Source organism: Rhodospirillaceae bacterium (assembly GCA_018662005.1).
In the GTDB taxonomy this organism is placed as follows: Bacteria; Pseudomonadota; Alphaproteobacteria; order Rhodospirillales; family JABHCV01; genus JACNJU01.
On sequence record JABJHA010000021.1, the window covers coordinates 91498 to 115879 of the forward strand.

Genomic DNA, 24382 nt, shown 5'->3' on the forward strand with positions numbered 1-24382 from the left:
GGAGTCAAAGACCATGAGCGAAATTTCGCCGCTGGCGCCTGATCATTTCCCGTCCTTGCCTGCCCTTGATGGGGTCAGGCTGGGTGCGGGCGAGGCCGGTATCCGTTATCAGGGACGCAACGACCTGATGGTTGTCGAGATGGCCGCAAACACCACAGTGGCCGGAGTCTTTACCCGTTCGCTGACAGCTTCGGCCCCGGTCGAATGGTGCCGCAAGGCGCTCAGCGGCGGTCAGGCGCAAGTCCTGATCGTTAACTCGGGCAATGCCAACGCCTTTACCGGTCAGGCCGGGGTCTATAGCGTCGAGCGCACGGTGGAGGCCGCCGCCGATCTGTTTTCCTGTCGCCCGTCCAAGGTTTTTGTCGCCTCAACCGGGGTTATTGGCGAGACCCTGGCCGACGACAAGCTAACCGCAGCCTTGCCGGGCCTTGAAGGATCGCTGGACGGCGATAACTGGCATGACGCCGCACAGGCCATCATGACCACCGACACCTTTTCCAAAGGGGCCAGCCGCACGGCCATGATCGGTGATGTTGAAGTGACCATCAACGGCATCGCCAAGGGGTCGGGCATGATCGCCCCTGATATGGCGACGATGCTGGCGTTTGTCTTTACCGATGCCGATATCCCTGCTGACACCTTGCAGGAACTTTTGGCCGCCGGTAGTGAGAAGTCTTTCAACGCGATCACCGTTGACAGCGATACCTCGACCAGCGACACCCTGATGCTGTTCGCCACCGCAAAGGCGGGCAATAACACAACCGCGCCGCTGGATGATTTCACGGCCAAGCTGGATGAGTTGTTGATTGATCTGGCCGGTCAGGTGGTCCGCGACGGCGAGGGTGCGACCAAGTTTATTTCCGTCACCGTAAATGGCGCCGCAGATGACGGTGCGGCCAAGCGTATTGGCCTTTGTATTGCCAATTCACCACTGGTCAAAACCGCCATTGCCGGTGAAGACGCCAACTGGGGCCGTATCGTCATGGCTGTTGGCAAGGCCGGTGAAAAAGCCGACCGGGACAAATTGGCTATTGATATTGGCGGCATTCGCGTCGCCGCTGACGGCATGGTCGTCCCCGGTTATGATGAAACCCCGGTCGCCGAACACATGAAGGGTGCCGAAATCGATATCCTTGTTGATGTCGGCATCGGCGATGGGAATGCTACGGTGTGGACCTGCGACCTGACCCACGGATACATCACAATCAATGCCGATTACCGATCCTGATAACGGTTGCTACGGGGCCGAGGTTAAAAAGCCGGATGCATCGGTGCCAACCCTGCTGGTTTCAGCCGTCGCCCTGATTGATACGGATGGCCGGGTGCTGTTGGCCCAAAGGCCTGCCGGTAAGTCGATGGCGGGGCTTTGGGAATTTCCCGGCGGCAAGGTTGACGAAGGCGAGACACCTGAAAGCGCTCTGGTCCGTGAACTTGCCGAAGAGCTTGATATCGACATTACCGAAAGCTGTCTGGCGCCGCTGACCTTTGCGTCGCATATTTATGATGCGGAAGGTGCGGGAGGCAAGGCTTTCCATTTGTTGATGCCGCTGTTTGTTTGCCGGGTCTGGAAGGGTATGATTAAACCACTGGAGGGGCAGCAGTTGAAATGGGTGCGCCCCCTGGATATGCGAAATCTCGAGATGCCCGCCGCCGATATTCCGCTGGTGGCGATTTTAAGGGACTGGTTATGAGCAACGCCTGCGTCATTATCATCGGCAACGAAGTTCTTTCCGGGCGCACCAAGGATGCCAACCTGTCGTTTTTGGGGGAGCGTCTGAACGAAATTGGCGTCCGCCTTCTGGAGGCGCGCGTCATCGCCGATGATACGGACACCATTATCGAAAACGTCAACGACTGCCGGGCCCGCTTCGATTATGTCTTCACCACCGGCGGCATCGGGCCGACCCACGACGACATCACATCGGACGCCATCGCCAAGGCCTTTGGCCTGCCGCTGATCCGTAACCCGGAGGCCCTGGCATTGTTGCAGCAGCATTACAGCAACCCCGAAGACCTCAACGAACAACGTCTGAAAATGTGTGAAACCCCCGAAGGCGCGACCCTGATCGACAATCCGATCAGCAAGGCACCGGGCTATCAGATCGGCAACGTCTTTGTTCTGGCCGGGGTGCCGGTGGTGATGCGGGCGATGTTCGAATCCCTCAAACACCGGCTGGTTGGCGGTCTGCCGATGCTATCGATCACCATCGTCGCCTATATCGGCGAAGGGGTGCTGGCAGGGGGACTGGGTGTCGTTCAGGAGGCTCACGCCGCCGTCGAAATTGGCAGCTACCCGTTTTTCCGTGAGGGCGCCCTGGGTTCCGCGCTGGTCCTGCGCGGCACCGATCAGGCAGGGCTTGAAGCCGCAGCAGAAGCCGTCCGCGAGATGGTCAGGGGGCTGGGGGTGGAGCCGTTTGAAGAGCAGTAATCTCTTTTATTAGCACACCCCGCCAAACGTGCTATACGCAGTGTCGCCAATCACAAATGCCAGAGCAACCTGCGTTCTGATGAACCCAGATAAGTTGCTCTGATATTTTTAAAGCGATCAAATTTTCTGCTTTTAAATGATTTCATTTAAATGCAGTTTGATCTCAGTGCGGGCGTGGTGAAATTGGTAAACACAAGAGACTTAAAATCTCTCGGCCTCACGGCCTTGCCGGTTCAAGTCCGGCCGCCCGCACCAATTTTCTTTTATCCCCAAACTGTAGACTTCTTATAGTTGTGACTCGTCTCATTGATTGCTAGGCTCAATTGAATAGAAAATCAATCGCGTTGGATAAACGAACATGAATATATCCAAAGTAGTTTACTGGTTTGGAGCTGTTGCTTCAGTGATAACTATTTATATGTTTTTCACGGCACCAAACTCACGGGATTTCATGACTGGTGGTTCTCAAAATACTGGGGGGAACACCAATAACGTATCATCCCATGCTGTCAGCAGCGGTCAAAATAGCAGTGCGACCAGCAATGTGAACATTAACAATAATGTAAGCGTAATAAACAAAAGTGTTTATGCCGAAAAAAATGCTGTTGTGATCGTAGGAGATTAAGGAAGTGAGTAAAAAGGCGCCTAAGGTTTTTATTTCATATTCACACGATAATCCTGAACACAAGCGTTGGGTTGCTGAACTCGGTACTCATCTAAGGCAGAATGGAGTTGATGCCGTCTTAGACCAATGGGATCTACAGCCTGGCAAAGATGTACCAATGTTTATGGAGGAACAACTTAGAGAATGTGACTTCGCCCTTTTAGTTTGTACTGAGCGATACGTTGAAAAAGCAAATAGTGGGACTGGTGGTGTTGGCTATGAAAAGATGATTGTCAGTGCAGCACTAATTAAAGATATTGATGTAGGAAAATTTATTCCAATTATCCGACAATCAGGCTCCAAATTGGTTCCGACTTTTATTGAGACAAAGTTTTTTATTGATTTTTCGGATGATGAATATTTTGAAACAGTAATTGATGATCTGCTGAGATTTCTGCTGGGTGAAGAGATTTCTAAAAAGCCCCCACTTGGTGTACCCCCAACCTTTTCTTCTGAAGTAACAACTTCTACCCGATCTGTGGCAAGATCAAAAAGCGATCTTTCTGTTGAAGCTTTTCAGATATTTTCAAAATTGGTCGAAGCGTATGACAAGGGATTAAATTTAAATTGGGGCAAGGCAGGAATAGCGAAAGAACATGACTTTGGGAAAATAACAATTGATACGGCACTTAGTGAGTTATGTAAGAGAAATTTCTTATTTTATAGTCAGGTTAACTATACTTATTCGCTAACTGATGACGGTAAGCATTACGCTAAGAAAGTAGGGATAGTCTAATAGTCAATCTTCTAGCGATGAGTACGCAGCGAAATCTACCCTAAAAATAGCAAGATACTGGGTTGATATGAATAGAAAATTGTAAAAAACGTACGCACTTTTCGACACAGTGACCTTGCAACAAATTGAAAATACACAAAACACAAGAGACTTAAAATCTCTCGGCCTCACGGCCTTGCCGGTTCAAGTCCGGCCGCCCGCACCACTCACCTTAGAGGTTACCAAGGCGTAGACCTATTGACGCTTTTGGCGCTATTGTCACTGGTCTTTGTGATAAACTCACTCCATGCAATTCATACCATTATTCCTAACCGTTCTCATCCTTCCAACTCTAGCCTTCGCCGATGTAACTGGCCCCGCCCGAGTCGTTGATGGCGACTTGATTGTGGGTGATTTTGAGGCAGGGAACTTAACGGGTTGGCAAGAGAAGGCGTTCAAGAACAAAACCCTCTACGAACTGGTCGAAGGCGAAGTGGGAACGGTCCTCAAGGCGGACAGCAAGGCAAGCGCCTCAGGACTGTATAGGGAAATAAAAATTGATTTGGTAAAAACGCCCTGCCTCACTTGGTCATGGAAGGTGGACGGTATTCTTAATGGCTTGGATGAGACAACCAAGAACGGTGACGATTATCCAGCGCGGGTATACGTGGTTTTTTCCGGAGGACTTTTCTTCTGGAAAACACGTGCCTTGAATTACGTCTGGTCCAATGGGCGTCCAATAGGTTCGGTGTGGCCAAACGCTTATACAAGTAAGTCCATTATTATTGATGGTGACAGGGAATGCTGGGTTCTTGATCGGGGCAAGGCGCAGAGAAACGCGGACGGGCGCGCATACCGCCTGACAGGTTCCATGGGTGATGTCACCGAACGCAAAAAAACCGAGCAATCCCTACTAAATAATCAGAAAGTGCTGCGGGTCTTCCTCGATTCCACCATTGATAATGCCGCGTTAATCAATCTTGATGGAATTATTCAGAACATAAACAAGGCGATGGCTGAACGATATGGAAAAGCCCAGGACGATCTTATTGGCCAACCCATGTTCGCCAGTCCGCCGACAGAAACCGGCAAGCGCCGTTGGGAATGGGTCAACGAGGTCATAGAAACGCGAACTTTTGTGCGCCGTATCGATGAACAGGAAGGAATATGGTTCGACAACAGCTATTTCCCTGTTTTTGATGATAACGGGATGGTTATACAAATTGCCATTTTCGCCCGCGATATAACGGACCAAAAGGAATTGGAAAAGGCGCTGAAGGAAAGCCAAACAAGGTTCAGGGATTTTGCCGAGTCAGCATCCGATTATTTTTGGGAAACAGATATTCAGCACAGGCTTGTTTGGGAATCTGAAAGGGTAAACGAAATTGCCGGCCTTAAATTTGAGGACGTGAAAGGCAAGGCTCGCTGGGAACTCCCGGGACCGGTTAAAGATGATAAGGACTTCTGGAAGGAATTTAGAGCCACCGTGGAAGACCATCAGCCATTCCGCGATTTTGAATTTCCTTATGAAAACAAGGATGGAAAAATTTTCGAAATACGGGTAAGCGGCGTGCCGGTATTTGAAGATAAAACATTCATTGGCTACCGGGGCGTTACGCGTGACGTGACAGACCTGAAGAAAGCCGAATTTGAGTTGAAAATCGCCAAAGAGCGGGCAGAATCGGCTGATCGGGCGAAATCCGACCTATTGGCTAACATGAGTCATGAACTGCGCACCCCCTTAAATGCCATTCTTGGCTTTTCGGCGATGATGAAGGAAGAAGTTTTCGGCGTTCTTGATGAAAAATATGTGGAATACGCCAATGATATCAATCGTTCCGGCGGTCACTTGCTTGAACTGATCAATGATATTCTCGATGTTTCAGCCATTGATGCCGGTAAAATTGAACTTGATGAGGAAAATCTGGACGTTGGCGAGGTCATTGAAGTCGCCGTGAACATGGTCAGTGCTCGTGCCGAGACAGGAAACGTCCGCCTGGTAAGCATTCCGAGTAACGATCTGCCTGAACTTTATGCCGACGCACGAAGACTGACGCAGATATTGCTTAATTTGTTATCCAACGCGATCAAGTTCACGCCGGCCAACGGAGAGGTTTCAATAGCCGCCTGTGTTGATGATGAAGATGCTCATATTATCACGATCATTGATACAGGTGTCGGTATGAGTGGCGAAGAGCTGGACAAAGCGATGTCAAAGTTTGGGCAGGTGGACAGTGGCCTCAATAGAAGACATGAAGGGACCGGCCTTGGATTGCCGCTTGCGCGGAGACTGATCGAATTGCACGGTGGGCAAATGCAAATCGACAGCAAAAAAGGCGGTGGCACGACCGTTACCATCAAATTCCCCGCTCAAAGAACCGTTACCTAAGGTGGATTTTTGTTTATGGCCATTTCCCGTATTTTTCTGTTTTTGATTTTGCTTCCCATCCCGGCGATGGCCGCAGGTCCGGTTGCTGCGTTTGAGCAAACCAACAAGAGTTTTTTCGGTGGCCTCGCCCTTGAAGGATATGACGCCGTCGGTTACTTCACCAATGGTATGGCGAACAAAGGTAAAGAGACTCATGCATTTGAATGGAATGGGGCCCGCTGGTTGTTTTCCAGTGCAGTCAACCGGGAACGTTTTGCCGCCAATCCACAAGCCTTTGCCCCGCAATACGGGGGGTATTGCTCCAATCAGATGAGTCTTGGAAATTTAAGCGATATCGATCCGGAAGTATGGCGCATCATTGATGGCAAACTGTATCTGTTCGGCCATCAGGCGGGACGGGTGCGTTGGGCCGATCAGGTTTATCAAAAAATTGGCACTGCGGATGAAAACTGGGCCGGTTATCTTGGCAAGGAATAGCGTGTTCTAGGTCAAGGCAACGGCCTGAAAATATGTTAAACTTCCATCAGTAATCGGGGATAGTCCCGACCTGTTACAGATGAGGTTGATCATGTTGACTCGACGGTTGAGCGACAAGATTATTGCCGCCCACCAGACCGCCTGTGAGGAAAACCACAAGGTGATTGCGGATTTGCTTCTGGAAGCGCTGGAAGTTGATTTGTCGAATATTGGCGGGGTTGGAGGGGATCATCGGCAATGGTCCAAGGAAATGGAAGAAGCCTTCACCCTGCATGAGAAAGTTTTTGGCACCATCAAGCTGAACTGAGCGCTCAGGGTTCCGTTTTGTCTTCTGCATCCTCAACCGGTCGCTCGACCTGGCTTCTGCGGTCCTCGCCCTTAATCGGATTTCCTTCATGACGACGACGGTCCGGCCCGAAGAATTTTGTCTCTTTGATAAACAACCGATCATCATTAAGAACCGAGCAAATGTGCTGGTAAATTGATTTGACCGAAACAGGTGCGGCAAGGAATTCCGTCATCCCCAGATCGCGAGCCGCGATGACGTTAGCCTGTTCGCAGTAAGCGGTAACAATGATGATCGGCACAAACGGATTCGGGCTTTTATCCGGATCACGAATCTGGTTGAGAAACTTCAACTCATCATGGCCCGGCGCCCAGTTCGAGAAAATCAAATCCGCCTGTTGACCTTTAAACATCTGGAAAGCTTTATCAGGGTCGTTAACGTCGCGCAATTTGACGATGCCAAGCTCGTGCAAGGCTGTCCGCAGAATGGTTAGCATGTGCGGGTTACTGTCAACAATCAGGACGTCGAGGTGGCTTAGGTCATAACGCTCCATTTGTATGGCCTTGCTCGTTCATAAAATCCAGCAAAGCTACAATACAACATGTGGCCAACTTGGGCATTGATCTGGGGTAAGCGCTGATAAACATTGAATATGTGGAGGAAATGTATAGGTTTCTGCTTTCATCCCTTCAAGGAGCGCAATCGAAGATGACAGCCGTGGATTCCAACAGTTTACGGAGCCAATTTGATGACCTGACCGCCAGGATTGGTATTATCGGCATGGGCTATGTTGGGCTGCCGTTGGCGCTGGCTTGTGTCAAAAGCGGCTTCGCCACGACCGGTTTTGATGTTGACGAGGAAAAGGTTGAAGCCCTTCTAAACGGACGCTCCTACCTTAAGCATATTGACGCTGCACACATTAAAGAAGCCGCCCAGGGTGGTAAGCTTGACGCGACCGACGATTTCTCCCGGCTTGCCGATATGGACGCCATTATTATCTGCGTACCGACACCGTTGGCTGCCGGCAATGTACCGGATTTAAGTTATGTGACTTCGACAACGGACGTGATTGCAAAGTATCTGCGCGCCGGGCAAATGGTCGTGCTGGAATCAACGACGTATCCCGGCACAACGGCGGAAGTGATGCGGCCCATTCTTGAGGCCGGCGGTCTTAAATCGGGACAGGATTTCTTCCTCGCCTATTCACCGGAACGCGAGGACCCGGGCAACCCGACCCATGAGACATCGATTATCCCGAAGGTTGTCGGCGGTGATGGCGAGGAGGCCCTGAAACTGGCCGTTGCCCTATACGACAAGATCGTCGTACAGACGGTGCCGGTCTCATCCCTTGATACGGCCGAAGCGGTGAAGTTGACCGAAAACATCTTCCGATCCGTCAACATCGCCCTGGTCAATGAATTAAAGCTGATCTACGGAAAAATGGGTATCGACATCTGGGAAGTGATCGAGGCGGCGAAAAGCAAGCCGTTCGGCTATATGCCGTTTTATCCAGGACCGGGCCTGGGCGGCCACTGCATCCCCATTGATCCTTTTTACCTGACATGGCGGGCCAAACAGTTCGGCCAACAAACCCGTTTTATTGAACTTGCCGGCGAAATCAACACGGCCATGCCAAACCATGTCGTTGAGGTGCTGGAAGGAGCCCTTAAGGAACGTTTCGATAAGAGCCTGAAGGGATCAAAAATCCTGATACTGGGCATCGCCTACAAAAAGAACGTCGCCGACGTCCGTGAAAGCCCGGCCTTCGCTATTATCGAATTGCTGGAAGGGAATGGTGCCACCACCGCCTTTTATGATCCGCACGTTCTGGAAATCCCGACAACCCGGGAACACATGGATTTGGCGGGACGCAAGTCGATTGAATGGAACCCTGATACATTCGGTGAGTATGACGCAACATTGATCGCTACTGATCATGACGGGGTGGATTATGAAGTGCTAACCGAGAAAAGTTTACTGGTAATCGATAGCCGCAATGCAACCAGGGACAATAACGATCAGGACGGCAAAATTGTTCGGGATTGAGTCATTCTAAGAAAGTAACGTATCTAATATTTAAGGCAAAATTAAAGGAAAAACGTGTGACAAACAGGCCGTCTCTTCATGAAAACCTGACTGAACGTGAAAACGTCAAGGTTGGTACAGAGCGCGGTTTTGGGCTGGTCTTCGCTGTCGTCTTCATCGTTATTTCTCTGTTACCCCTTTTCACTATGTCCGATCAGGAAGGCCAACTGCGCATCTGGGCGTTGGTCGTCGCGGGTTTTTTTGCAGGTACCGCCCTGACCATGCCGCGACTGTTAGCGCCATTGAATAAATTGTGGTTCCGTTTTGGGCTTCTCCTGCACAAGATCGTCAATCCCCTGATCATGGGGGTGCTGTTTTTCGTTACAGTTACACCGATTGGTCTGATTATGCGTAGCATGGGCAAGACGCCACTGAAACTCGGTTTTGATAAAAACGCTGATACATACTGGATCACCCGAACTCCACCCGGCCCGGCGCCAGAAACAATGAAACGGCAATTTTAGGAGTATTTGCTGCAATGAGTTTTCTTGCCGAATTGTTGATGTTCCTCAGGGAACGCAAAAAATTTTGGTTGCTGCCGATCATCATTATGATGGTCATCTTCGGCGGGCTTGTCGTATTGAGCCAGGGTTCCGCCGTTGCGCCTTTTATTTACACCATCTTCTAGAAGAAGAGATTTGAATGCGTATTCTGGGTGTTTCCGCATATTACCATGACAGCGCTGCCGCCCTGATCGAGGACGGTTTAATCATCGCGGCCGTACAGGAAGAGCGCTTTACACGCAAAAAACATGATGCGGCCTTTCCTGAACGCGCCATATCCTACTGCCTGGAAGAGGCCGGAATTGGATTGAAAGAGGTCGATTTTGTCACCTTCTATGACAAGCCGTTCCTGAAATTTGAACGTCTGCTGGAAACATATCTGTCGTTTGCCCCGAAGGGTTTTTCTTCTTTCAAGATGGCTATGCCGATCTGGCTTAAGGAAAAGCTGTTTCAGAAAGATCTTCTGAGAAAGAAGTTTAAAGAATACGATTCCGATTTTGACTGGATGAACAAACTTCTGTTTTCGGAGCATCATTTCAGTCATGCTGCCAGCGCCTTTTTTCCTTCTCCTTTTGAGGATGCCTGCGTTCTGACCATGGATGGCGTCGGGGAATGGGCCACCACCTCGGTTGCACTGGGCCATGGCAACAAACTGGAAATGACCAGGGAAATCCACTTTCCCCATTCTCTGGGTCTGCTTTATTCGGCGATGACATATTACACTGGTTTCAAGGTCAATTCCGGCGAATACAAGGTAATGGGGCTGGCTCCTTATGGGGAACCCAAATACGCCCAGCAAATGCTGGATAACCTGATTGACGTCAAGGAGGACGGGTCATTCCGGTTGGATCAAAAATACTTTGATTATTGCACCGGCCTGACCATGACAAACCGGGCTTTTGATGACCTGATGGGTGGCCCAGCGCGTCAGGGGGAAGAGTTACTGACCCAGCGCCATATGGATCTGGCCGCATCAATCCAGGCGGTGACAGAAGAGGTCGTGCTTAAAATGACTCGCTCACTGGCAAAAGAAACCAGCCAAAAGAACTTGTGTTTGGCCGGTGGCGTCGCCCTGAACTGTGTCGCCAATGGCAAAGTATTGCGTGACGGGGCGTTCGAGAATATATGGGTGCAGCCCGCTGCTGGAGATGCCGGTGGCGCCTTGGGGGCGGCGCTTGCTGCCTATTATGTTCATAAAGGCCAGCCACGCAGTGTTTCAGACCATGGCGACGCCATGAGGGGCTCGTACCTGGGGCCGGATTATTCTCAAGCTAATATCGAGGCGCGCCTGACACAGGTCGGGGCGAAGTTTGAAAGCCTTACTGAGGTCGCCATGATCGAAACGACAGCGCAGGCACTGGCTGACGGCAAAGCGATTGGGTGGTTTCAGGGGCGTATGGAGTTTGGCCCCCGTGCCTTGGGCGGGCGCTCGTTTCTGGGTGACGCAAGATCACCTGAAATGCAAAAATTGCTTAATTTAAAAGTGAAGTACCGGGAGAGTTTTCGCCCCTTTGCACCTGCTGTTTTGCGCGAAGACGTCAGCGATTGGTTCGAGATTGATGAAGACAGTCCCTACATGCTGATGGTGGCCGATGTAGCCCAGAAGCATCGCTTGCAGATGAGCGAGGAAGAACAGGCCCTGTTTGGCATCGATAAATTAAACGTTCCGCGTTCCGATATTCCGGCCGTTACCCATGTCGACTATTCAGCACGTATCCAAACTGTTCACGAGGGCACTAATCCTGCCTACCATGCCTTGATTAGCCGTTTCAAAGAGTTGACCGGCTGCCCCGTTATCGTCAACACCAGCTTCAACGTACGCGGCGAACCGATTGTCTGCACGCCTGAGGACGCCTTCCATTGCTTTATGGGGACAGAGGCGGAGATGCTGGTTGTTGGTAATGTTGTTCTTCGTAAGGAAGATCAGGACCCAGCCGTGAGGCTGGATTACACGGATGCTTTTGAGTTGGATTGATACCTGGTTTGAGGGGGGACTTGGGTGATTAGACAAATCCCATGCTGACCTGTTAATACAGGTGAAATACAGGTGGCTGCCGGAGCCAAACGGGCATTTTGTAGCTAATTTACAAATAGTCTTTCGCCCTTCCTCAAACCCGGATGCCCTTTAACGCATACCAGAACAAGGCCCTGGCGGCCAAGCTCAGTGCCAAAAATGTAAAACCCGAGTAAAGGACGGAATCACCCTGTCCTATAAGTGATGGCTATTGTCTGATAACGTGACGTTAGGGAGATAATGTTCGGACGTCTCTAGGACCGCAGACGCATATACATACGATGCGACATAAATGTAAAAAAATCATACCTGCTCTAGGACTGATAGTCATCGTGTGTTATTGGATTGGAATGATCCAAAACCCCATACCCATCGTATTTTTATTTAGAGCATTAGATAGTGCGTCAAATACTTTTAAATAGTGAAGGTGCTGTCATTGCACGGATGCCAAGGCCTTCTTTGGAAACTGGCTCGGTGCTGGTACGCGCCCATTTTTCCTTGATTAGTGTCGGTACAGAGGTGGCTTCTTTGCGGCCTTCAGTACCTTCTGATCCAGATTCTGGTATTCTCGATAAAATCCAGACATATAACAGCCTAGCCTCGCTCTATCTCGGCAAGGCAATACGTAACCCAGGTCTGGCTGCCCGCAGGGTGCAATCAATCGCAATGAATCGTGTCCGAAGGGGCTTGCCAAATAAAACTGTACAGCCCAGGTCGTCAGTCAATATCGGTGAAGTAATCTGGAATATAATCGGTCAAGGGAAGCTGAAAGTTGATGGCTCTTCTCTTCACCTCATAACTGATAAAAGTCAATTTGGGTATCAATGCGTGTCCCAAGATTTTTCTATTCCTAAAGGACATTCCCCGTGTCTGGAAATATCTGGAGAAGTTGAAGAAGGGTTGATGTGCGTGGGCTTGCTGTCGGGCAAACATGGCAAATGGATAGACTCTTTCACCTTGGGGCAAGGCTCTTTCGATGAACGTTTTGTCTATGAGGCAGGAGGTGCAGAAGACGCCACCTTGGTGATTGCAAATGCTGGAACTGGTTCCTCATCAAGTATTAGAATCGCTGGCGTTAATGTTTTAATGATTCCGCCTGACCAAGAAGGACTTCCTCACAGCGAGATGAACCAGCAAGGGTGGAACGTTGGTTATTCTCTCGCCGGCGAAGTCGTCGCTGTAGGAGAAGGTGTGTCAGATTTGGCCATTGGTGACATGGTTGCCTGCGCGGGAGCTGGCAGCGCCAACCACGCCGAATATGTTGCCGTTAAACGTAATCTTGTTTGCCCCATTCCAAAGGGTTGTGACCCGCGATGGGCGGCAACGACAACTGTTGGAACTATTGCCCTGCAAGGCGTAAGGCGGGCGAACATTGAATTGGGTGAGAAAGTCGGGGTCATCGGCTTGGGATTGATCGGCCAGATGACCGTGCAAATTCTCAGAGCTGCAGGCTGTAGGGTTATTGGCCTGGATATTGATGCTACTCGTGTCGAACGTGCCTTGGCTCAAGGGATGGATGGTGGCACTGATGATCCAGACGAATTCAAACGGCTGGTCATTGATGCCACCTGTGGTCATGGGCTGGATAAAACACTGATTACAGCATCGAGCAAATCAAGCAGGGTGGTTAATCTTTCCATGGAAATAACGAGAATGAAGGGATGTGTTGTTCTCGTTGGCGATGTCAAAATGGATATTGAGCGATCTGCATTTTATCGTAAGGAAATTAACTTACTAATGAGCACGTCCTATGGTCCTGGCAGGTATGACAGGGAATACGAAGTCAATGGCATTGATTATCCCTATTCTTATGTGCGTTGGACTGAGAACCGTAATATGGAAAGCTTCATGGAGTTGATTGCGACGGGACGAATCGATATGGAGCCACTGATTGATCGCGTTGTCTCTCTTGAAAAGGTTCCCGAAACATATAAGGAATTGGTGAAAGGCGATAAAAACTTGCCCCTTGGTGTTCTGATCAAATACCAGGACCAAACTGCCGTCGGGGAAAGTGCGATTTCACTTCGCGGACACCGTAAGCCCAAAGAAGGAATGGTAAATTTTGTGCTGGTTGGTGCGGGTGCCTTCGGGACTTCGATGTTGGTGCCGCAATTGCAAAAACGAAAAGATGTTTTCTTCCTAAAGGGGGTGGTTAGCAGCAATGCAACTCGCGGGGGGAACTATGCTCGTAGTCAAGGCATAGAATTGTTGGCCTCTGATATTAAAGGGGTGCTGGATAATTCTGACGTCCATTTGGCGGTTATCGCTACTCGCCACGATAAACACGCTAAACAGGTTGCCGCTGCGATACTTGCTGAAAAGCATGTATTTGTCGAAAAACCGCTGGCCCTTAGTTGGGATGAACTGGACACTGTTGACACAGCATATAAGGAGCACGAGAAGCCGCCCCTGGTTATGATCGGGTTCAATCGTCGTTTTGCCCCGGCATTGCAGTTGCTGAAACAGATCATTGAGGGTCGCCGTTCACCCCTTGTGATTAATTACCGTTTGAACGCAGGCTATATTCCTGCTGATAGCTGGATACAGGCTGCTGAGGGTGGTGGCAGGAATGTCGGTGAGGCCTGTCACATGTATGATGTCTTTCGGTTTCTGGCCGGTGCTCCTGTTACGTCCATTCAGGCACAGGCAATCAATCCTCAGGGAACCGCCTATCTTCGTAACGATAATTTCTGTGCCACGATGGGGTATGAAGACGGTAGTATCGGCAATCTTGTCTATACGGCTCTTGGTCCAAAACAGGGTATGTCGAAGGAATACATAGAAGTCTTTGTTGATGGAAATGCCTACATTGTTGATGACTTTAAAAGTTTGGTTCGAGCAGGTGATAGTGCCGAGTTGTGGAGCGGCGATGTAGATAAGGGCCATTTTGAAGAATTAAGCCGCTTTGGTGAGTCAATCGTTGGCGATGGTGAGGCTCCGATACCCTTTGATGAAATTATTGAAACTTCAGCGGTGGCACTTCACGTTGAAGATTTGTTGTATGGGCGGGGTTAGCGTTGAATAAATTTAATATTTCTTTGCATGACCAAATGGTTCCCCTTGGAACTGATAACAAAAACTTTAAATATATTTTTGTATCCGATGCATTTGAAACCGGGGTTATCGAGGATGGACGTATTGAGACGGTTACCGAACGTCACCAGATGACTCTGGAACGTCCTGTATTGCAGTCAGGCACCCCCCCCCTACAATTGGCAAAAAATAATTCTGCCAAAGGCATTATTCTTGAAATGAATCGGGGATGGATTAGCCGTCGGCATTTGAAACTCGGGCGAGGTGTTTTCAAAGAAAAATTGCAGTTGTTTTTTTATTGGCCACTTGAAGAAGTGATCGAACATATTGATCACTTTCGGTTTCGCTTACATATTTTCATGTTTTTGTGGGCGTCGGCGTATCAATTAGCTCGTCGGCCAACGTCTATAAGTAGCGCTGATTACATAAGGCATCACAAGGCGTTACTTCACAAATTAAGGAACAATGCGGCTCCGGTTTCTATTGATGGGGCCTCGCGTAATGGCGTTCGCCTAGGCGTCAAGGGTGCGGGGCTATATTTGCGCTTGGATTACTGGGCTAGAATCAATTCAGGGGGGAGTTACGGGCATACATGCTACTTAGCCAAGGAAATGGCAAAAGTATCTGAAAATTTTATTTGCATAATGGGAAGCCGGTTTCAACTTCTAGACACCCTTGGTCTACGTCAATTGGTTCCTGATTTTTCCTGCGAATCAATGAACGAGCTTGATCTGTTGAATGCCAGTAATGGGTACTATGACCGCCTGAAATTGGCTTTCGAACTTTACATGCCATCTTATGTTTATGAACGTCTCGTTCCCGGTAATTATGCCGGGATGCGCCTATGCCAGGAATTGAAAATCCCATATATTGTTGAATACAACGGTTCTGAAACGATCATGCGCCAATCTTTCGGCGACGGCAGAACACTACAGCATAAGGAATGTTTTATCGGCGCTGAAATGGTGGCTTTCAAACAGGCAACGGCAATCAATGTTATTTCAGATGGTGTTCGCGATCAACTTGTCGAAAGTGGGGTTGATCCCGCAAAAATTCTGGTCAACCCGAATTGCGCCAACCCGGATGAATACGTTCCCGGTTCAAGGCAAGAGATATCTGAAATTCGCGAAAAGTTAGGCTGGTCCGACCAGCATATCATTGTTGGTTTTATTGGTACCTTTGGCGGGTGGCATGGCATTGAGGTTCTGGCCGGGGCATTGCCAAGAATTTGTAAAGAGCTTCCAGCAGCCCAATTTTTACTTATTGGAGCGGGCGACTATCAGGGCCTTATTCTGGAAGCCGTTGAAAAATACGGCTTGCACGACAGGGTGCATATGCCTGGTGTTATGCCACAACAAGAAACGGCGGTATTGATGAAGGCCTGCGATATTTTTGTTTCCCCCCACAGTAAGAATATGGGAGAAATAAGTTTTTTTGGCTCCCCTACCAAGGTTTTTGAATATATGTCCATGGCGGGCGGAATTGTCGCCAGTGATCTGGAACAAATTGGTCAGGTGTTGTCACCGGCCCTCAGGCCTGCAGATTTATTGGAAAAGAACGTGCTGGTAAGTGAGCAGCGAGCCGTATTATGTGAGCCGGGCAATATAGAAGAATTTGCTGATGCTGTTATAGGATTGGCAAGGCGCCCGGGAACAATCAAAGCACTTGGCGCAAACGCACGCAAAGCGATTGTCAATTATTACTCCTGGGACAAACATGTTGCCAGAATTTTGGATTTTGCATCAAGTAAGGCCTATGAGGATAGCTTGCATGCACATCCTGAATTAGAGTCAAAAGGGGTTCAAAAAGGGACGGTTGATTTCGATAAACAGGAAATAATCAAGCAATGGGACAACGACCCATGTGGTTCACATTATGTAACAGGTAAGACAAAACCCCGTAACGCCTGGTTTAAAGAAGTTGCGCAATATCGATACGACCAATACGCGCCCTGGATGCCGGAGGTCATGGAATTTTCAGGGCATGTCGGAGAAAAAGTTCTGGAAATTGGCGGCGGTGTAGGTACTGATTTGCTTCAGTTTGCCAAATCGGGAGCGCAGGTCACGGACATAGATATGTCGGGAGGGCACCTGGCTCTTGCCAAGGAAAACTTGGAACTAAACGGTTACAGTGGCAAATTTATTCATGGTGATGCAGAAAATCTGCCCTTCGACGACGGATCATTCGATTTGGTCTATTCAAATGGTGTTATTCATCATACGCCGAATACGCAGAGAGCCGTTTCAGAAATTTACCGGGTTTTAAGGCCGGGAGGAAAAGCCATTATTATGGTCTATGCAGAGAATTCACTGCATTTCTGGCTGAACCTTTTTTTCTGGCGGGGGATTCGTCAAGGTGAACTTCTTAAGAGCTCAATGGGGATGATTATGTCCAGAAGTGTTGAGATATCCAATGTAGAAGCTCGGCCACTGGTAAAGGTCTATAAAAAGCGAGAAATAGCCAATATGTTCCACGCTTTTAATGACATTGAGATATTTCAAAGACAATTATTAAAATCAGAAGTGCCTTTTTGGTTAAAGTGGATACCGGCAGAAAAGCTTCAAAAAATCGCAGGCTGGAATTTGATTATCAAAGGTTATAAATCCTGAACTTCCAACAATGAAGTGGTCCGAGACTATTTTTTGAAAAACGGAGAGCTGATTTTGCTGAACAAATGCAAACTACTTGTCGATGAGCTGGTTGCTCTTTGCGGAAGTTTGATCTCCTATTTAGGAAGACTGAGAGAGCGAGTTATTTTATGCCCAGTATATTGAGTGTCCCGAGCTTGAACTCGGTAACCGTTATCAACTGTAGGGCGCTTTAAGGGATAATGCATTGGATAATATTGAAGAGGGACAAGCGCGCGACCTAAATATTAATGTCGTGGGTGATGTGAGGCACTTTGGCAATGTAGGAACGGGGTGCTGTAGTGCCGGGTTTCGTCGGATATAGGAGCCGGATAGAGTGATCGAAAAAATCATTTATTTGGGGGCCAGTGGCTTTCCAGAGGTTTCTGAGGTGGTTCGTCGCATCAATGCCGTCGAACTGAGGTATGAGATCGCAGGAATTCTCGATGATGATGCAAGCTACCATGGGGGCGAGGTAGAGGGCGTGCCGGTACTCGGTAACCTGGAGCGGGTCGTCGATTTCCCAAATGCCCGATTTATTTTCGGTATTGGGACGCATCGGTCGCGGTTGTTGCGTTACGAAATACTTCAGCGACTTGGTGTGCCTGCTGCCCGCTATCTGACTTTAATCGATCCGAGTGCACATGTGTACAAATACGCAGATGTTGGCCACGGTGCGATTATTCACAGTGGCTCGACTGTTTTGTGTGGCGCAAAAATCTGTAATTTTTCAGTTGTCGGATGGAATGCCATTGTGACCAAGGACGTCATCATCGGCGAGGGGGCGATGACCGGTCCCAGTGTGACGATACTTCCGAACGCCCGCCTCGGCGCTTACAGCTTTGTTGGCGGAGCGGCCTCGATATCGGAAGGCGTAACCATCGGGCCGGGGGCTATGGTAGGTGCCTGTACGTTTGTCCACCGGGATGTGTCGTCCGGCGACTTCATCGTCGGCACCCCGCCGCGGCTCCTGGCAAGCGAGACGGTTCCCAACGACATTTTACAGGTATGGCGCATGGAGGGCGGTTAATTGCAGCTGTGAATGATTGGCGCGATGACGTTCATTATGGATGACGATTTGTATAAATGTAATATTATCAATTTCTTCGGTTTAGTTTACCCACTTTCGAAGTTGGAAAGTCTCACCGGGGCAAAGTTCGGGTTCAGGACGATAGTTTCTAACAGCGTGGCTGGGAACGTCGATTGGGACCATTTGATTTCGAACCGAATATTGGATCCTGGCCGTGACCGATGGTGGAACTGGCGTAGAGTAATATGCCGGGACAAAATGCGAAAGAACAGATCTGTGGGTTTTACGGTCTCATGCTTGAAGTCACCAGCCCCCCCCATCAATATTTTTAAAAAGATGCGGTAATGATATGAACACCCATGACCACCTTAACTTCGACACTGGGGGGGCGGGGGTCCAAAAAAAGGCCTGTTCGACCTTGTCATCAACGACTAATGGCCTAAAAATTCTGCTTATTCAACCTCCCGAAACCGGCGGGGTTAAAACATTTCTGGCACACTTCAAAGGTGGCATGAAAGACATTGGCCTCAAGCAACCCCTAGGGCTTCTGTCCGTGGCCTCGGCCATCAACAAATTGTCATGCCACGACGTCAAGGTCATTGATGCCATCGCTGAGCGGTTAACCTTTGATGGTTTATTGCAGCGGGTTCTGGAATACCGACCGGACGTTGTTGGCATTTCCGCCTGGACGGATTTTTGGTGGCCAGCCTACAGAACGGGGGAAGTTATCAAACAGGCCTTGCCCGATTCGCATTTATGTTATGGCGGTCCCCACGTCGGTATTTTTCCAGAGGAAACCCTATCGGTTCCCTTTGTCGACAGTGTGGTGATTGGTGATGGTGAAATACCCTTCTTGTATTTATGCAATGGTTTGTCCCGGGGCGAACAGACGTTTGATTGTAAGGGAATTCATACCAAGTCATTAGGTGGAACATTTCCGCCAATGACCCAATATGTTCAGGCCGATTTAGATGCGTTACCTGAACTGGACCGGACATTGTTGCCAATTGAAAATTATGGTTAGATTCTAGGTAAGAAAAACCTGTCCACGACCATGATTACCAGTCGGGGATGCCCTCATCGATGTAGCTTTTGTAAGCTAAATTTCCAAAAGACAATCGCCAGATCGGCAGAAAATATTGTCAACGAATTCCGGAAAATCAGATCGTTGGGAATTCAGGAAGTGGAAATCTATGACGACACCTTTACCTGGGGAAAAGAGCGCTTGCGCAACATCTGCGAGGGCTTGATCAAGGACAATAATAAAATAACCTGGGCTGTTCGCGACCGAGTCACCGCCGCCCGTCTCGACCTATATGGCCTTATGTACGAGGCCGGATGCCGGCGAATTCATTTCGGGGTGGAATTGGGTGTTCAGCGCATTTTGAACAGAATGCAAAAGAACATAACCACCGAACAGGCCCGTTACGCAGTCAAGACGGCGCGGCAATCAGGCCTTCAAGTCCTTACCCATTTTATGTTTGGAAACCTAGATGAAACTGTTGCTGATATGATGCAGACCATCGATTTTGCACTGGAATTGGATGCAGATTACGCCGAATTTTCAATTACCATTCCCTATGCTGGAACAGCGATGTACAAAGAGGGACTCTCGCCGGGCATTATTTCCCATGATTTTTGGCTGGACAACGCCAAATGTCCGACCCCCGGTATGAGGCCTGCTCAGGTAATCGAAAGCCACGCTGACCTGGACACGCTTCAGGGCATACTTAATGAGGCAAACCGCAGGTTTTACTTTCGACCACGCTATATCCTTCGCGAGTTTTCACGACTTCGAAGCCTAGGAGAATTTATGAGAAAATCTCAAATTGGGTACCGGTTGGCGGCTTCGATTTTCGCTGGGTAAACTGGGCTGGGTGACACCCTGGCAGGTGTGCGGTAGTGCTTACGGAAATTAGTCGATGGGGATAGGTGGATTTCTTTTCTGTTAGCTAGGATATACAATTTGAATTTCGATGCATTTTGTGTCAAGTCACGACAATAAAAAGCTATTAAAATAATATCTTATATAAAGATATAGAGGATTTAATAAGAAAAGAATGATTATGAGCACAACAATAGACCGCATCACAACAATCGTTCTGGATTCTCTGGCAGATGCTTGGCACGAGTATGATCACAAGGAAATGCCAACAATTGAGAGCGTTATATATGGTGATGAATCTATGCTTGATTCCATGGCCTTGGTTTCAATGGTGTTGGATATTGAAGAACGCCTTGAAGAAGAATTGGAGCTAACAATTTCTCTGCTTGATGAGAAAGCCTTCTCGCAGGATCAAAGCCCTTTTCGGAATGTTGCGACCATGGTGACTTTCGTGAAGAATTCAATTGAGGAGGCCACTGGTGACTGATTCACCTGTTTTAGTTTTGACGGGCACAAGTCGGGGTATTGGCCATCATCTGGCGATTCATTACCTGGAACAGGGATGGCGGGTCGCCGGTTGCAGCCGATCGGAAACAGACATCGATGATAAAAACTACATCCATACCGCTGTTGATGTGACGGAAGAGGCCGAAGTCACCAAATGGGTGCGATCCATTGGCCGTGACCTGGGCCGAATAGATGCCACCATCAATAATGCCGGCGCGGCAAGTATGAACCATGTTTTACTGACGCCGGCCAAAACCGTTGATCGGTTGATGAAACTGAATTTCAAGGGCTCGTTCCTTGTTTGCCGCGAAACGGCAAAAATCATGGCCAAGCGGAAGTATGGGCGAATTGTTAATTTCAGTTCAGTCGCTGTACCCCTTTCACTGGAAGGCGAGTCCGTTTACGTCGCATCCAAATCGGCCATCGAAGCTTTTTCGCGAAGCATGGCGCGCGAAGTCATTGGTCACAACATTACTGTAAACGTCGTTGCTCCGGCGCCGATCGATACGGATTTAACTCGTAGCATTCCGAAGGCCGTGATGGACAGGTTATTTAAAAAAATGGTGATTTCACGGTATGGGAAATTCGAGGATATCGAAAACGTCACCGACTTTTTCCTGAACCCACAAAGTTCGATGATTACCGGGCAGGTGATTACGTTGGGGGCGTGGTAATGAGAAGTTGGTTTCTCAATTCATTGCGTGACTATGAAGACAGGGATGCGGTTGTTTGGAACGGTCGGGTTTCGACGTATCGTGATTTGCTGGATCTTTCAAAATGCTGGATTGAGAAAATCCAGGACGCCAATATTTTGAACGGCGCTACGGTTGCCCTCGTTGGTGATTTTGCGCCGGAAACCTGTGCAGCTTTCCTGGCTTTAATTGAAACTAAATGCATCATCGTGCCCCTGATGCCCGGTACTTTTGTTCGGCACCCCGAATTCCTGGAAATCGCTAACGTCGAATTCATTATAGACAGCCGGAAGGATGCAGCTATCGTCGTGCGAGAAGTGGCGCCAAGGCACCCTATTGTTCAATTCCTGGTTGATGAAGGCGACCCGGGATTGGTGCTCTTTTCTTCGGGTTCCACGGGGCTTAGCAAGGCAGCCGTGCATTCTTTGACGCCGTTGCTGGAGAAATACCGAACACCCCGACCCGCCATGCGGTCCCTGACATTCCTGCTGCTGGATCATATCGGCGGAGTAAATACTTTTTTCCACGTGATATCCAGCGGCGGGGTCCTGGTAGCCACCAGTGAGAGGACACCCGCTGGAGTTTTCAAGGCGATTGAAAGCGCACGTGTTGAGCTACTGCCCGTTTCTCCTACTTTTCTAAACCTATGTCTGCTGACCAAGGAATATCTCAATTACGATACGTCAAGCCTCAGGAAAATCTCCTATGGTACTGAACCCATGCCTCAATCCACACTCGATGCGGTGAAGAAAGCATTTCCTGGTATCGTCTTGCAGCAAACCTATGGTTTGACCGAAGTCGGCATCATGAGTTCCAAAAGTCGTGAAGATGGCTCGCTTTGGGTGAAGATCGGTGGCCAAGGGTTCGACACTAAAATTGTTAATAATCGGTTGTGGGTCAAGGCCCAATCCGCCATGATCGGATACTTGAATTCCCCTTCACCGTTTGATGATGAAGGATGGCTAAACACTCATGATATTGTGGAACTTGATGGTGAATTTATCCGTTTTTTAGGACGCGATTCGGAAATCATAAATGTCGGCGGCGAAAAATTATTCCCGGCCGAAGTGGTAAACCTACTGATTAGTCTGGACAATATTAAAGACGCCACCGTCAGGGGCGAACAGAACAATCTGATGGGGCAGATTGTTGTCGCCACGGTTAACCTGATCGAATCGGAAACCGCGCGTGATGTAAAAAGACGCATTCGCTCGGCCCTGAAGGGAAAGGTCGCCGAATATAAAATTCCTCATAAAATCATTATTGCAGACACAGATCAATTTAACGAGCGTTTCAAACGCATGCGCCTCACAGATATGGAAAAAGTTCCGACATGAGCGAGTACTTCGAGCTGGACGAATCACATGTAGGTGTTATCGTCGCGGCTCATATGGAAACTTGGCAGAAGGATACTCTGTCCGTTCAGTTGGGCCCTACTTTTTTAAATGCATTCTATAAATTGGCCATCGCCGACGAGCAAACCTTGGCTCTTGGTATCCGGAAAAAAACTAAATCCCCGACGTCGGCATGGTGTCTTGGATTTAGACAATACAATTCATTTAATGCGAAGCTAAAAAGTCAGATGGGCTTGGGACTGCATATACTTGTTGCCAAAAAGATGCTCAGCAGAGCACTTTCTCTATCTCATCTCATCGAGGCTATTTTTGGTGAAGACCAGGCCAGAGCCGTACAATTTCCGGAAAGCCATCTAGGGGCCTTCGGCTGCGTAGGGAAGGAATTTGACGATGTGCTCTTGCTGGCAAAACTGATTAAATTCACGGCCACGGAAATTTGCAAAAGCAGCCCTGCATGCTGGGCCGTTACGAACGAAAATAATAAAGGCGCCAAGATGGTCATGACACGAGCAAACTTCAATCGAATCGACACAATTTTGGCAAAAAACAGAACCCTTGGTATATATGAATTCTCAGCAGCACACTGACGTCACGTTCTTTCGTTGTCCCAGTTGCGGCACCGAAAACCTGATAGCTTCTTCCGAATACGGTGTGTACGCGCAGTGCACAAAATGCCTAGAACAATTTGGCTTAATTGAGACATTCCCGTTTCTTGTACGCCGTGATTTCCTGTCTGTTATCGGCGAAGCTAACGATGTTTGCATACAAGCAGAAGACCTTGATGCCATGGCTGCCGATGTGGTGAAACAGGCAAACATCAAATTTCACAACGCCATCGCCGAAGAATATGAACACGATGTTTCCACGTTTGATATTTTTCGTCCCGGTGGAGCCTGCCAGCAGCGGCTCAAGGAAACCCTTAAGGAAGCCAGCAAAACATCAGGTGGCGATGTGATGCTGGATGTATGCTGCGGTACGGGAAATGTCCTTTTGGCGGGGAAGGATGAATTTGTCAATTGTATCGGTATCGATATTTCCGTCAACATGATGAAAATCGCGGCGTACCGGGATCTAGAAGTCATCGGTGCCGATGCCACGAATATTCCTTTTCCGGATGGCTCGGTTAATTGTGTAACGGCATTCAGTGCCCTGCATCACTTGGTTGATTATCCAGTTGTTGTCGCTGAAATGGCGCGCAGCCTGAAGCCCGGCGGCACGTTCTATACGGACTGGGACCCTAACGGTCACGTGACCCACACGGGTTGGGCGGTCTCCCTTATGGTCAATTCAGTTCACTTTGTTCGCCGTCTCATTTCACGAAGCCAAATTCCGGAATCCGCCGAACAACGTGTTGCCGAATATCATCATAATTCCGAATCCGGATTCGACGCGGAGAAAGCCGCCGACGTGTTGCGGGCGGAGAAATTTTCTAAAGTTGAGGTGATCTATCATTTAAACCCGCCGAGTTTTCGTAAAGCCGGGGGATGGTCCTCAGTTATCGCCATCATGGCAGCTTTTAAAATAATCAGCTTTGTTCCGCCTATCCCTAAAAATCTATACCCTTGGGTAGCTATACGCGCTATCAAATAGGCAGCCTTAAATGGCTGCAGAAAAGCCAAAATTAGATGGGTATGTTGCGATGCTAGCTTTTTTTTACGAAAAAATGTATTCCGTTTTCAGCACATCGAAGCG

23 protein-coding genes and 1 tRNA gene are annotated in these 24382 nt (G+C 48.9%); 23 read left to right on the forward strand and 1 reads right to left on the reverse strand.

Going from position 1 to position 24382, the window contains the following annotated elements; all coding sequences use genetic code 11:
- Window positions 1-13: 13 nt before the first annotated feature.
- The 9 genes from argJ to HOL66_10300 all read left to right on the forward strand — a co-directional run bounded on the left by argJ (window position 14) and on the right by HOL66_10300 (window position 6980).
- Window positions 14-1228 carry a bifunctional glutamate N-acetyltransferase/amino-acid acetyltransferase ArgJ gene (gene argJ / locus HOL66_10260; protein MBT5244621.1) on the forward strand — a complete coding sequence of 405 codons (1215 nt, stop codon included), beginning with the start codon at window positions 14-16 and terminating at the stop codon, window positions 1226-1228.
- A 43-nt stretch (window positions 1229-1271) separates the two neighbouring features.
- Window positions 1272-1691, forward strand: coding sequence for a (deoxy)nucleoside triphosphate pyrophosphohydrolase (locus tag HOL66_10265; protein ID MBT5244622.1), 420 nt, complete (start codon window positions 1272-1274; stop codon window positions 1689-1691).
- The gene (locus tag HOL66_10270; protein MBT5244623.1) at window positions 1688-2428 is read left to right on the forward strand and encodes a competence/damage-inducible protein A; all 741 of its coding nucleotides are present in this window, start codon (window positions 1688-1690) and stop codon (window positions 2426-2428) included. The genes HOL66_10265 and HOL66_10270 overlap by 4 nt, the downstream gene beginning before the upstream one ends.
- 168 nt (window positions 2429-2596) lie before the next feature.
- A tRNA-Leu gene (locus HOL66_10275) sits at window positions 2597-2683 on the forward strand.
- A gap of 103 nt (window positions 2684-2786) precedes the next feature.
- Window positions 2787-3053, forward strand: a complete 267-nt coding sequence (locus HOL66_10280; protein MBT5244624.1) for a hypothetical protein — start codon at window positions 2787-2789, stop codon at window positions 3051-3053.
- 4 nt (window positions 3054-3057) lie between these two features.
- Window positions 3058-3828 carry a toll/interleukin-1 receptor domain-containing protein gene (locus HOL66_10285; protein ID MBT5244625.1) on the forward strand — a complete coding sequence of 257 codons (771 nt, stop codon included), beginning with the start codon at window positions 3058-3060 and terminating at the stop codon, window positions 3826-3828.
- Between the two features lie 286 nt (window positions 3829-4114).
- Window positions 4115-6196 carry a DUF3047 domain-containing protein gene (locus HOL66_10290; protein MBT5244626.1) on the forward strand — a complete coding sequence of 694 codons (2082 nt, stop codon included), beginning with the start codon at window positions 4115-4117 and terminating at the stop codon, window positions 6194-6196.
- A gap of 15 nt (window positions 6197-6211) precedes the next feature.
- Window positions 6212-6673, forward strand: a complete 462-nt coding sequence (locus tag HOL66_10295) for a hypothetical protein (GenBank protein ID MBT5244627.1) — start codon at window positions 6212-6214, stop codon at window positions 6671-6673.
- Window positions 6674-6764: 91 nt separating this feature from the next.
- Window positions 6765-6980 (forward strand): hypothetical protein, encoded by a 216-nt coding sequence (locus HOL66_10300; GenBank protein ID MBT5244628.1) that lies wholly within the window; start codon window positions 6765-6767, stop codon window positions 6978-6980.
- A gap of 4 nt (window positions 6981-6984) precedes the next feature.
- On the opposite strand, the gene HOL66_10305 is transcribed toward HOL66_10300, so the two are convergent.
- Entirely contained in the window at window positions 6985-7512 is a 528-nt protein-coding gene (locus HOL66_10305; protein MBT5244629.1) for a response regulator, read from the reverse strand.
- A gap of 155 nt (window positions 7513-7667) precedes the next feature.
- Here HOL66_10305 and HOL66_10310 point away from each other — a divergent pair, with 155 nt between their 5' ends.
- The 14 genes from HOL66_10310 to HOL66_10375 all read left to right on the forward strand — a co-directional run bounded on the left by HOL66_10310 (window position 7668) and on the right by HOL66_10375 (window position 24280).
- Window positions 7668-9005 carry a nucleotide sugar dehydrogenase gene (locus HOL66_10310; GenBank protein ID MBT5244630.1) on the forward strand — a complete coding sequence of 446 codons (1338 nt, stop codon included), beginning with the start codon at window positions 7668-7670 and terminating at the stop codon, window positions 9003-9005.
- Between the two features lie 56 nt (window positions 9006-9061).
- Window positions 9062-9508 (forward strand): hypothetical protein, encoded by a 447-nt coding sequence (locus tag HOL66_10315; GenBank protein MBT5244631.1) that lies wholly within the window; start codon window positions 9062-9064, stop codon window positions 9506-9508.
- A gap of 14 nt (window positions 9509-9522) precedes the next feature.
- Entirely contained in the window at window positions 9523-9672 is a 150-nt protein-coding gene (locus HOL66_10320) for a hypothetical protein (GenBank protein ID MBT5244632.1), read from the forward strand.
- 14 nt (window positions 9673-9686) lie between these two features.
- A complete protein-coding gene (locus tag HOL66_10325) occupies window positions 9687-11522 on the forward strand; it encodes a carbamoyltransferase (GenBank protein MBT5244633.1) in 1836 nt (611 codons plus the stop codon).
- A gap of 537 nt (window positions 11523-12059) precedes the next feature.
- Window positions 12060-14576: a Gfo/Idh/MocA family oxidoreductase gene (locus tag HOL66_10330; GenBank protein ID MBT5244634.1), complete on the forward strand. Its 2517-nt coding sequence runs from the start codon at window positions 12060-12062 to the stop codon at window positions 14574-14576.
- A 2-nt stretch (window positions 14577-14578) separates the two neighbouring features.
- Complete coding sequence (locus HOL66_10335) at window positions 14579-17203, forward strand: methyltransferase domain-containing protein (protein ID MBT5244635.1); 2625 nt, start codon at window positions 14579-14581, stop codon at window positions 17201-17203.
- 355 nt (window positions 17204-17558) lie between these two features.
- Window positions 17559-18251: a hypothetical protein gene (locus tag HOL66_10340; GenBank protein MBT5244636.1), complete on the forward strand. Its 693-nt coding sequence runs from the start codon at window positions 17559-17561 to the stop codon at window positions 18249-18251.
- Window positions 18252-18600: 349 nt separating this feature from the next.
- Window positions 18601-19275: a hypothetical protein gene (locus tag HOL66_10345; protein ID MBT5244637.1), complete on the forward strand. Its 675-nt coding sequence runs from the start codon at window positions 18601-18603 to the stop codon at window positions 19273-19275.
- A gap of 30 nt (window positions 19276-19305) precedes the next feature.
- Complete coding sequence (locus HOL66_10350) at window positions 19306-20118, forward strand: radical SAM protein (protein ID MBT5244638.1); 813 nt, start codon at window positions 19306-19308, stop codon at window positions 20116-20118.
- A 199-nt stretch (window positions 20119-20317) separates the two neighbouring features.
- On the forward strand, window positions 20318-20623 hold the full coding sequence (locus HOL66_10355) for a hypothetical protein (protein MBT5244639.1): 306 nt from the start codon (window positions 20318-20320) through the stop codon (window positions 20621-20623).
- On the forward strand, window positions 20616-21317 hold the full coding sequence (locus tag HOL66_10360; GenBank protein ID MBT5244640.1) for an SDR family oxidoreductase: 702 nt from the start codon (window positions 20616-20618) through the stop codon (window positions 21315-21317). The genes HOL66_10355 and HOL66_10360 overlap by 8 nt, the downstream gene beginning before the upstream one ends.
- Window positions 21317-22672, forward strand: coding sequence for an acyl--CoA ligase (locus HOL66_10365; protein MBT5244641.1), 1356 nt, complete (start codon window positions 21317-21319; stop codon window positions 22670-22672). The genes HOL66_10360 and HOL66_10365 overlap by 1 nt, the downstream gene beginning before the upstream one ends.
- Window positions 22669-23277 carry a hypothetical protein gene (locus tag HOL66_10370; GenBank protein MBT5244642.1) on the forward strand — a complete coding sequence of 203 codons (609 nt, stop codon included), beginning with the start codon at window positions 22669-22671 and terminating at the stop codon, window positions 23275-23277. Before HOL66_10365 ends, HOL66_10370 begins: the two co-directional genes overlap by 4 nt.
- A complete protein-coding gene (locus HOL66_10375) occupies window positions 23255-24280 on the forward strand; it encodes a methyltransferase domain-containing protein (protein ID MBT5244643.1) in 1026 nt (341 codons plus the stop codon). Before HOL66_10370 ends, HOL66_10375 begins: the two co-directional genes overlap by 23 nt.
- Window positions 24281-24382: the final 102 nt, after the last annotated feature.